Source organism: Pantoea sp. USMM079, assembly GCF_037153115.1.
In the GTDB taxonomy this organism is placed as follows: domain Bacteria; phylum Pseudomonadota; class Gammaproteobacteria; order Enterobacterales; family Enterobacteriaceae; genus Pantoea; species Pantoea communis.
The window spans coordinates 83,393-94,147 of record NZ_JBBCKX010000009.1 but is presented as its reverse complement, the minus strand read 5'-3'; the positions used below and the strand labels follow the sequence as shown (position 1 = coordinate 94,147).

The following is a 10,755-nucleotide window of genomic DNA, read 5'->3' as shown; positions in this document are numbered from 1 at the left end:
TCGCCGTTATTCTAAGCTCAGCGTCTTCTGTGCGGGCATCGCTTTATTTCATTGTTCTCAACTTATGGCTGCCAGTGATGCGCTCACCTCGGCCAGCCGAATCACCTCCGCAGGCCTGGCGCAACAGCAGCAGGATCTGCCGTCATTAACCGGTGAAGTGGCCGAACCCGCATTGGCTCACGTCCCGGATTCACTCACGATTAATCAGGCCGTACAGCGTGCCATTCAGTGGCATCCGGATATCGCGCAGGCGGTGGGGAAAATGCTGGAACAGGCCAACCAGGTGGATGTGGCGAAAGCCAAATATTATCCGCAGATCAGCGGCGGGATGAACAACGGCTACAGCAATGCCTATACCGAGAAGGGGTTCAGCCCATCGTTTGTGTTATCGGTTTCGCAGATGTTGTATGACTTTGGCAAAGTCAGCAGTTCGGTGCGATCCGCTGAAGCTGGCGTGGCGATGGAACAAGCCAACGTGCTGGTGAGTATTGATACGGTGGCACATGACACGGCTTCCGCGCTGGTGGAAGTGCAGGGCTATCAGCAACTGGTGAAAATTGCCCAGCAGCAGCTCGATGCACTGAGCAAAATTGGCGATCTGGCCCGTCAGCGAAATGATGAAGGCGCGGCTTCGCTCTCCGATGCCACGCAAACGGATGCGCGTATCGAAGGGGCGCGCACCACACTGATTCAATATCAAGCCAACCTCGAACGCTGGCGTGCGACGCTGGCGACCTATCTTGGCTGGCCGTTGGTGAAAAAAGTCAGCGACGATTTCCCGGTGAACCTGACGCGCTCCTGCGCGGTGGGTAAAGCGGATGACAAACTCAACCCGGCAGTGCTGTCGGCATGGGCACAGGCCAATCAGGCACAGGCAAAACTGGATAATGCTAACGCGCAGAACCTGCCAACGATTTCGCTGGAACCCCAGGTCACGCACTACCTCAACAATCACTACTCCGGCAGTGAAACGCTCGATCGCACTCAGTATCAGGCCTTCGTCAAAGTGGAGATGCCGATCTATCAGGGAGGCGGGATCACTGCCGCGCGTGACGCCGCTGCCAACGCCTTGCAAGCGGCCAACGCGGCCGTCAACTCCGCGCGCCTGAAAGCACGGCAGCAACTCAGTGAATCGCAAAGTGCAGCCCTTAGCTTGTCGCAGAGTCTGGCGATTATGGGGCGGCAACAGACGCTGGGTGAGAAAACCCAGCAGCTCTATCAGGATCAGTATCTGCAACTCGGCACCCGTCCGCTGCTGGACGTGCTGAACGCCGAGCAGGAAGTATTCCAGACCCGTTTCACCCTGCAGCAAACCATCAGTCAATTACGATCGTTGCAACTCGACTGCTTATACAGCACCGGGCATATCCGATCGGCGTTCGCTTTGAATAATCAGCGGATCCAGAATGTGGAGATCCAGCCATGACCCAATTACAAATTCCCGATGCCCCGAATGGTGATACCAGCAGTGGTGCCGACGGTCACGTTCCGTTAAATGGATGGGCAACGGCGATCATTCAGATCGCCACCCATTATCGTTTGCCCTGTTCTCCGGGCATGATTATGGCCGCCGCCGAATGGCAGGGTAAACAGACGCGCGACAAAGCGCTGCGCCATTTAGCGCGTCAGGCGGGGTTATCCCTCCAGCTGTACGAAGAGAACAAGTGGGAAATCACCAGCTGGCGTCTGCCGCTGGCAGTGGAGCTGGCCGACGGACAGGTCGGTGTCATCACCCACTTTGATGGTGAAGATGAAGTGCGCGTGCACTTTTCGGGAGATGAGCAACCGGCGCCCGTTGCGCTGGAAACGCTGCTGCCGGAGATTCGTTTTGCCGCCGCATTACGTCCGGTCACCGCCGCCAAAGACAGCCGCGTCGATCGCTATCTGGCAACGGTAAAGCCAGATTGGCTGCGGCGTTTGGTGCTGCATGACCTGCGGCCTTATGGCCACGTGATGCTGGGATCCTTCCTGCTCAACCTGCTAGCGATGGTCGGCATTATCTTCTCAATGCAGGTGTATGACCGCGTGATTCCGGCTCAATCCTATCCTACGCTGTATGTCCTCTATATTGGGGTGATTATCTCCGTGGTGTTTACCTACGTCCTGCGTGTCGGGCGCGACCATGTCACTGACCTGCTGGGTAAACGTGCCGATATGCGTGTTTCGGATCGCGTGTTTGGCCATGCGCTGCGGCTGCGTAACAGTGCAGTGCCGCGCTCCACCGGTACCTTTATTTCGCAGCTGCGCGAGCTGGAATCGATCCGCGAAATGGTGACCTCAACCACCGTTTCCGCCATTGTTGATATGCCGTTCTTCCTGCTGTTTATGCTGGTGATGGCGATCATTGCGCCACAGCTGGCGTGGATTGCGCCGATTGCGGTGATCCTGATGGTGCTGCCCGGCATTCTCAGCCAGAAGAAGCTGGCAAAGCTGGCGCAGCAAAATCTGAAGGAATCGACGCTGCGTAATGCGGTGCTGGTGGAGAGTGTGCAGGGGCTGGAGGACATCAAGCTGATGCAGGCGGAGGACCGTTTCCTGCAACAGTGGAACAGCTACATTCGCATTACGGCGCAATCTGGTGTGGAGATGCGCAAAGTGATGCATTCGCTGATCAGCTGGGGTGTCACGGTGCAGGGGCTGGTGTATGCCAGCGTGATCGTGGTCGGTGCGCCGATGGTGATCAACGGTGATATCACCACCGGTGCGATTGTTGCGGCTTCGTTGCTCTCTTCACGCATGATTGCCCCCATGGCGACGTTGTGTGGGGTGCTGGCTCGCTGGCAGCAGGTGAAAGCCGCCAAAGGCAGTCTGGATGCATTGATGAATCTGCCGGTGGAGAACAGTAAAGATGAGACGCGCATCCATTGTCCGGTGCTGTTTGGTCATTATCAGTTCAATGATGCGATGTTCCGCTACTACACCGATTCACTCACCATCGCGCTGCGCATCAAAAGCCTGACTATCAAACCGGGTGAACGTATTGCCGTGCTGGGTCGCAACGGTTCGGGCAAGTCAACCTTGTTGCAAGCGATGATCGGCGGCATGGATCTGGTGGGCGGTGAACTGCGTCTGGATAACCTCAGCTTGCCGCATATTGATGTGTCGGATGTGCGCCGCAACGTAGGTTTGATGACGCAAAACGCACGCCTGTTCCACGGCACGCTGCGTGAAAACCTCACCATGGGCGCGGCCCACGCGACTGACGATGCCATCTTCGGTGCATTAACGGTCAGCGGCGGGGCGGATTTCATTCGTCGTTTGCCACTCGGTCTCGATCATCCGGTAATGGAAGGCGGGGTAGGCTTATCAGGCGGCCAGCGCCAGTCAGTACTATTGGCTCGCATGCTGTTGCGCGATCCCAACATTATCCTGCTGGATGAACCCACGGCGGCGCTGGATGATCATACCGAGAAGGAGTTCATCGAACGTCTGGGCACGTGGCTGAATGGCCGCACGCTGATCGTGGCGACGCACCGTGCGGCGATCCTTGCGCTGGTGGATCGCGTGCTGGTGCTGAAAGATGGGCAACTGGTGATGGACAGCCCGAAAGAGAATGCGTTGCCGCCACCGCGTGCCGGCGGTAACCCAGCGGAGGTGCGTCCATGATGAAGCAACTTCCCGGCAAACTGCGACTGGTCACCGCGGCAGAAGTCGATTCCTCTGACGATCTGTTGGGGGAGCTGAAATCTGAGACCCACTACACCGGTGCGGTCAGGCTGATCACCATCAGCGCCGCGTTGATCCTGATATCGCTGGTGTGGGCCTGGTTCGGCGTACTGGATGAAGTCTCAACCGGCACGGGCAAAGTAATCCCGAGTTCACGCGATCAGGTGCTGCAATCCTTAGAAGGCGGCATCCTTACCGAGCTTTATGTGCATGAAGGCGATCGGGTGAAAGCGGGGCAGGTGGTGGCGCGTCTTGATGCCACGCGCTCGCAATCCAGCGTGGGTGAAAGTGCAGCGCGTTATCGTGCGGCACTGGCGGCGGCATCGCGCCTGAGAGCCGAAGTCAACGACGATCCCCTCACGTTCCCCAATGAACTCAAAGCTTATCCCGATCTGATTGCCTCCGAGACGCGGTTGTACAAAACCAAACGGGCTCAGCTTACTGACTCGACGAAGCAGTTCAACGAGTCGCTGGCGTTGGCAAACAAGGAATTGGCGATCACACAAAAGCTGGCCAAAACGGGTGCCGCCAGTAGCGTCGAAGTGCTGCGTTTGCAGCGCGATAAATCGGATCTGGAGCTGAAGCTTACTGACATGCGCTCGCAATACTATGTGCAGGCGCGTGAGGAGCTGGCGAAAGCCAGTGCCGAAGCGGACAGCCTGGCGGAGGTGATCAAAGGGCGTGAGGATACGGTGACACGCCTGACCATCCGTGCGCCGATGAACGGCATCGTGAAAAACATCAAAGTCTCCACCGTTGGCGGGGTGATTCCTCCCAACGGTGAACTGATGAACATCGTGCCACTCAACGACCGTCTGCTGATTGAGGCGCGCCTGTCACCGCGTGATATCGCCTTTATCCATCCCGGCCAGCGTGCGGTGGTGAAGATCTCGGCCTATGACTACGCGATTTATGGTGGCATGAACGGCGTGGTGGAAAGCATTTCACCGGATACTATCCAGGATGAGGTGAAGCCGGAGATTTACTACTATCGCGTGTTTATCCGCACTGATAACGACTACGTGCAGAACAAAGCCGGTAAGCGCTACTCGATCAGTCCGGGGATGGTTTCTACTGTCGATATCAAGACCGGCGAGAAGACCATCATGGATTATCTGGTGAAACCGTTTAACAAAGCCAAAGAGGCGATGCGCGAACGTTAATCGCAATACGTCGATGTTTAAGAGCCGCTGTTGAGGAGTCAACGGCGGCTTTTTTGTGTCTGTTAGTCAGGTGACTTAAAGGAAATTGATGTTTTGTTAAGGTGCAGACAGGTGCCGTTTTGCGAGGAGGTGACATTTTTTATCCAGTATCAGCGCTAACCTGTTCGCCAAATCTAATGCTGAAAGGATGCAGCTAACCAAGGCCATTCTCAGGGAGTTTTCTCGGTTTTCTTTGACCTGATGGGTTGCAATGGTAATTACTGGAAGCTTTTTGACATTTTTAGAAAATTTTAGTGCGAATTAGTGAAGCGTGTTGGGGATTTGACTTAAACCTTCGTTAACCAGATGAATTAAGGCGTTTTATGCCAGTAACACCTTTTTAGTGGTTAAGGATTGACCGTTAAAATGATAAGGGTTCAATAAGAATATGCTTAAAATTCTTGTGTCGCCTGTTGCTGTATGTTACATAGAGTGTCGAATTTCTATCCCTTGCTCACTTCAGATTTTGCTGTGAGCGTCGCAGTGAAAAATAATAAAAAGAGCTTACCTCACTACCCGTTAAGCGGATGCCTATGCGCACGCTTTGGCTCGCCACTGATAAAGATGGCGCGATGAGGTTTTTCAAGGGATAGAGCAAAATCGTTAATGCAATTTAGCTATGCGTCCGTTGTCTGGAAGCGTAGCGAGAGCATTTGCCAGATACATCATGCAAAGGAACTGACATGAAGCAGGTTGTTTTTCAGGAGCAGCAAAGCGGCAGCATTTTGCCGGGATTGATCCCTTCAGTTTCTACCGTGTTGGTTGAGTGGCACCCAGCGCTTAGCCTCAACTCTCAGCATGACCCAATCGAATCTAAGAATCCGCAAATAGGGTACAGAACCTCTGAGTCCCTGCGCTTTTGATTACCCGTTGACTGAATAAAAATAACCAGCCTTGTACAAATTTTCGGCTGACCATGGAGAAGTGGGTGTGAGAGATATTGCCAAACCCGAATTGTAGTTTGGACACCCCAACAATAATTGATGACTGTTACATGTTGATGAAAGTGAAGTCCGCCGCATCCACGATGCGTTCCCGTTTTCCTGCCATTTCACTGGCGGAAATCCAGAAGCACCTGGCGAAAATTATCATTCTGCTGCCGATGGCGCTGCTGCTGATCTATCTGGTGATCTTCAGCCAGCCGCGCTATATGAGCGAATCCAAAGTCGCGATTAAACGTTCTGACGATCTCACCAGCAGTAGTCTTAATTTTGGCTTGTTGCTGGGTGCCTCTAATCCCAGTTCCGCCGAAGATGCGCTCTACCTCAAGGAGTACATCAATTCACCGGACATGCTACGGGTGCTGGATAAGCAACTCGACTTCCATGAAGCCTTTAGCCATAGCGGGTTGGATTTCCTCAACCATCTGGCGAAGGAAGAGACTGCCGAGCGCTTCCTGCAGTATTACCGCGACCGCATCAGCATCGCTTACGACGACAAAACCGGCCTGCTGGATATCCAGACGCAAGGCTTCAGCCCGGAATTTGCGCTGAAGTTTAACCAGGCCGTGTTGAAAGAATCCGAGCGCTTTATCAACGAACTGTCGCACCGGATTGCACGCGATCAGCTCTCGTTTGCTGAAGCGGAAATGGAGAAAGCACGCGTTCGACTGGATGCCAGCAAAAGTGAGTTGCTCTCATATCAAAACAGCAACAACGTGCTGGACCCGGAAGCGCAGGCTCTTGCCGCCAGCACCCTGGTCAATACCCTGATGGGTCAAAAGATCCAGATGGAAGCCGATCTGCGTAACCTGCTGACCTATCTGCGTGATGACGCGCCGCAGGTGGTGAGTGCGCAAAACGCGATCTCCTCCTTACAAGCGCAGATTGACGCTGAAAAAAGCAAAATCACCGCGCCGCAGGGCCACAAGCTGAACCGTATGGCGGTGGATTTTGAAGAGATTAAATCGAAGGTAGCGTTTGATACCGAGCTGTACAAGCTGGCGCTGACTTCGATTGAGAAAACCCGCGTGGAAGCGGCACGTAAGCTGAAAGTCTTGTCGGTGATCAGTTCACCGCAGCAGCCGCAGGAATCCACATTCCCCAATACCCCTTATTTGATCGCCTGCTGGTTGCTGGTGTGCTGCTTATTGTTCGGCACGCTGAAATTGCTGTTAGCCGTTATTGAAGATCACCGGGATTAATTGAGTTCGTCATGAAATTATTGAAGTCACTGTTACTGCTTGCCGCATGGCAAGCCACCACCGCCAGTGCTGCGCTGGATATTAATGCCGATCCGAATCTGACCGGTGCGGCACCGCTGCCTTCGTTCCTCACTGGCCAGCAGAGTAGTCAGGTGCAGAGCAGCGATGGGTTTGATAACACCCCGCGCCCGGTAGCACCGGCGATGATGAGCCGCATGTTTGGCGCACAGCTGTTTAACGGCACCAGCGCCGATAGCGGTGCCACGGTCGGTTTCAACCCCGGCTATGTGCTCAATCCTGGCGACAGCATTCAGGTACGCTTGTGGGGCGCGTTCACTTTTGATGGCGCTCTGCAGGTTGATCCGAAAGGCAATATCTTCCTGCCGAATGTGGGGCCGGTAAAAGTCGCGGGCGTGAGCAACAGTCAGCTGAATGCGTTAGTGACTAGCAAAGTAAAAGAGGTTTATCAGGCTAACGTCAGTGTGTACGCCTCGCTGCTGCAGGCGCAGCCGGTGAAGGTTTACGTGACCGGTTTTGTGCGCAGCCCTGGACTATATGGCGGTGTGACCTCTGATTCCCTGCTCAACTACCTGATTAAAGCGGGCGGCGTCGATCCCGATCGCGGCAGCTATGTCGATATCGTGGTGAAGCGTGGCAACCGCGTGCGTTCCAGCATCAACCTGTATGACTTCTTGCTCAACGGCAAGCTGGGTCTGTCACAGTTTGCCGATGGTGACACCATCGTGGTGGGGCCGCGTCAGCACACCTTTAGCGTGCAGGGTGATGTGTTCAACAGCTATGACTTTGAATTCCGTGACAGCAGCATTCCGGTGACGGAAGCGCTGAGCTGGGCGCGTGCTAAGCCAGGCGCCACCAACATCACTATTATTCGCCAGCAGGGCTTGCAAAAACGTAGCGAGTATTACCCGATCAGTTCTGCGCCGGGCCGCATGCTGCAGGATGGCGATACGCTGATTGTCAGCACCGATCGCTATGCTGGCACCATTCAGGTTCGCGTCGAAGGTGCGCACTCTGGCGAACATGCGATGGTGCTGCCATACGGTTCAAGCATGCGTGCGGTGTTAGCGAAGATCCGCACCAACAGCATGTCTGAAATGAGTGCTATCCAGCTTTACCGTCCTTCTGTGGCGCAGCGTCAGAAAGAGATGCTGGATTTGTCCCTGCAGAAACTGGAAGAAGCCTCGCTCTCTGCCCAATCCTCGACCAAAGAAGAAGCCAGCCTGCGCATGCAGGAAGCTCAGCTGATCAGCCGCTTCGTCAACAAAGCGCGCAACGTGGTGCCGAAGGGTGAAGTGATCCTCAACGAGAAGAACCTCGATTCGATTCTGCTGGAAGATGGCGACGTGATTAACATCCCGCAGAAAACCTCGCTGGTTATGGTGCATGGCGAAGTGCTGTTCCCGAATGCGGTGAGCTGGGAAAAAGGCATGAGCCCGAAAGATTACATCGAGAAATGTGGTGGTCTGACGCAGAAATCGGGTAACGCCAAGATTGTGGTGATTCGTCAGAACGGTGCAGCCGAGAACGGTGAAGATGTTGACACGCTGAACCCAGGCGACGAGCTGATGGTACTGCCGAAGTACGAATCGAAGAACATCGAAGTCACACGCGGTATCTCCACCATCCTCTACCAGCTGGCGGTGGGTGCGAAAGTGATTCTGTCGATCTAAGGATAAAGAGACATGATTGGTATTTTCTCATCGGGTATTTGGCGTATTCCGCATCTGGAAAATTTTCTGGCACAGCCGTGTCAGAAGCTTTCTCCGCTGCGTCCTATACCCGCTGAGATTGATACTGTCGCGGTGTGGGGCCATCGCCCTAGCGCACGCAAGCCGGTGGAACTAGCACAGGCGGCGGGTAAATCAATTCTTCGTCTCGAAGATGGTTTCATCCGCTCGCTGGATTTGGGAGTAAGCGGTGCGCCGCCACTTTCCATGGTGCTGGATGATGAAGGGATCTATTACGATGCCAGCCGACCGAGTGCGCTGGAGCGTTTGATCCACCAACGCGAAGACAATCAGGCATTAGCCGCAGAAGCGAAAGAAGCGATCCACACCATCGTTACGGAAGACCTTTCCAAATATAACCAGGCTCCGGCATTCATCGCCGGGGAGAGCCTGACCAGTAACTTAGTCCTGGTGGTGGATCAGACCTTTGGCGATATGTCAGTGACATACGGTAACGCCGGGCCAGATGATTTTGTAGCGATGCTGGATGCGGCGATAAAAGAAAACCCGTCATCGACCATTTGGGTGAAGGTCCATCCTGATGTGTTAGAGGGTAAAAAAGCCGGATACTACCATCAGCTGCAATCGACGCATCGCGTACATTTGATGGCGGACAACGTCAGCCCGCAATCATTGCTGCGCCATGTCTCACGCGTATATGTGATGACTTCGCAATATGGTTTCGAAGCTTTGATGGCAGGTAAGCTAGTGACCTGCTTTGGCCAGCCCTGGTATGCAGGATGGGGGTTAACTGACGATCGCCATCCACAGGCGGAGCAACTTCGCCAGCGTCGTGGAAGCTCAACGTTGGAAGAGTTGTTTGCCGCCGCCTATCTGCGTTACAGCCGGTATATCGATCCGTTGACAGGTGGAGCCGCAACTCTATTTGATGTGTTGGGCTGGATGCAGTTACAGCGACGTCATCAGCAGCAGCGCAGTGGACATTTATGGGCTCCAGGATTAACGCTGTGGAAATCCACCATCCTCAAACCGTTTTTACATACCACCGCCAATAAGCTGAGTTTTTCCCGCCATTGCCGTGCTGCTACTGCATGTGTGGTGTGGGGAGTACGAGGCGAGCAACGCTGGCAGGAGAAAGCCAGATTACGCCAGCTGCCGTTATGGCGGATGGAAGATGGTTTCCTGCGCTCTTCAGGTTTGGGTTCAGACTTGCTACCGCCACTTTCTCTGGTATTGGATAAGCGCGGCATCTATTACGACGCCACACGCAGCAGCGATCTCGAAGTGATGCTAAACCATAGCGAACTGACGCTGGCACAACAGTTGCGAGCAGAGAAACTGCATCAGCGTTTGGTTGAAAACAAACTAAGTAAATACAACTTAGGGGCGGATTTTGCCCTGCCGCAAGGTTCGCAGGGTAAGCGGATTCTACTGGTGCCCGGCCAGGTTGAAGATGACGCCTCAATTCAAACGGGTACGCTTTCCATCAACACCAATCTGTCATTACTGCGCACGGTTCGTGAGCGTAATCCCGATGCTTTCATCATTTATAAGCCACACCCTGATGTGCTGGTAGGCAATCGCAAAGGGGATATTCCGGCGGAAGTGGTGACGCAATTGGCGGACTATCAGGCGCTGGATGCTGATGTCATTCAGTGCATCCAGATGGCAGATGAACTGCATACCATGACTTCACTCTCCGGCTTTGAGGCGCTGTTGCATGGCAAGCAAGTGCATTGCTATGGCCTGCCATTTTATGCCGGATGGGGGTTAACCAATGATGAGCATGTCTGTGCAAGGCGCAAACGCAAGTTGGGGCTTGCGGATGTGATCTACCAGGCGTTGATTGCTTATCCGACGTATATCCATCCGCTGCGTTTAGCAGCAATCAGCGCGGAAGAAGCAGCAGAGTTTTTGATTCACGCACCGCGTGGACAGATGTTTGTTAATAAAAAGAAAGCGAGTTACCTCGTTAGGCATTATCGCAAGATGTTGATGTTTTTTAAGGTTAAATTCGGTTAGGAAAACCGATTCA

Annotated in this window: 6 protein-coding genes; all 6 read left to right on the top strand. The window is 54.1% G+C overall.

From position 1 onward, the window contains the following. Positions 1 to 64: 64 nt before the first annotated feature. On the top strand, positions 65 to 1,426 hold the full coding sequence (locus tag WFP70_RS14475) for a TolC family outer membrane protein (protein ID WP_442956346.1): 1,362 nt from the start codon (positions 65 to 67) through the stop codon (positions 1,424 to 1,426). After that, a complete protein-coding gene (locus WFP70_RS14470) occupies positions 1,423 to 3,606 on the top strand; it encodes a type I secretion system permease/ATPase (protein ID WP_337023663.1) in 2,184 nt (727 codons plus the stop codon). Before WFP70_RS14475 ends, WFP70_RS14470 begins: the two co-directional genes overlap by 4 nt. Then, entirely contained in the window at positions 3,606 to 4,829 is a 1,224-nt protein-coding gene (locus WFP70_RS14465; RefSeq protein ID WP_442956348.1) for an HlyD family type I secretion periplasmic adaptor subunit, read from the top strand. The genes WFP70_RS14470 and WFP70_RS14465 overlap by 1 nt, the downstream gene beginning before the upstream one ends. A gap of 1,033 nt (positions 4,830 to 5,862) precedes the next feature. After that, on the top strand, positions 5,863 to 7,011 hold the full coding sequence (locus WFP70_RS14460) for a capsule biosynthesis protein (protein ID WP_337023661.1): 1,149 nt from the start codon (positions 5,863 to 5,865) through the stop codon (positions 7,009 to 7,011). An 11-nt stretch (positions 7,012 to 7,022) separates the two neighbouring features. Beyond that, the gene (locus WFP70_RS14455) at positions 7,023 to 8,702 is read left to right on the top strand and encodes a polysaccharide biosynthesis/export family protein (RefSeq protein ID WP_097118049.1); all 1,680 of its coding nucleotides are present in this window, start codon (positions 7,023 to 7,025) and stop codon (positions 8,700 to 8,702) included. Between the two features lie 12 nt (positions 8,703 to 8,714). Next, positions 8,715 to 10,742, top strand: a complete 2,028-nt coding sequence (locus WFP70_RS14450; RefSeq protein WP_337023660.1) for a capsular polysaccharide biosynthesis protein — start codon at positions 8,715 to 8,717, stop codon at positions 10,740 to 10,742. Positions 10,743 to 10,755 lie beyond the last annotated feature (13 nt).

Coding starts and splice junctions, on each gene's coding strand:
- WFP70_RS14475 (WP_442956346.1), top strand. CDS start 65: ATGGCTGCCAGTGATGCGCTCACCTCGGCCAGCCGAATCACCTCCGCA.
- WFP70_RS14470 (WP_337023663.1), top strand. CDS start 1,423: ATGACCCAATTACAAATTCCCGATGCCCCGAATGGTGATACCAGCAGT.
- WFP70_RS14465 (WP_442956348.1), top strand. CDS start 3,606: ATGAAGCAACTTCCCGGCAAACTGCGACTGGTCACCGCGGCAGAAGTC.
- WFP70_RS14460 (WP_337023661.1), top strand. CDS start 5,863: ATGTTGATGAAAGTGAAGTCCGCCGCATCCACGATGCGTTCCCGTTTT.
- WFP70_RS14455 (WP_097118049.1), top strand. CDS start 7,023: ATGAAATTATTGAAGTCACTGTTACTGCTTGCCGCATGGCAAGCCACC.
- WFP70_RS14450 (WP_337023660.1), top strand. CDS start 8,715: ATGATTGGTATTTTCTCATCGGGTATTTGGCGTATTCCGCATCTGGAA.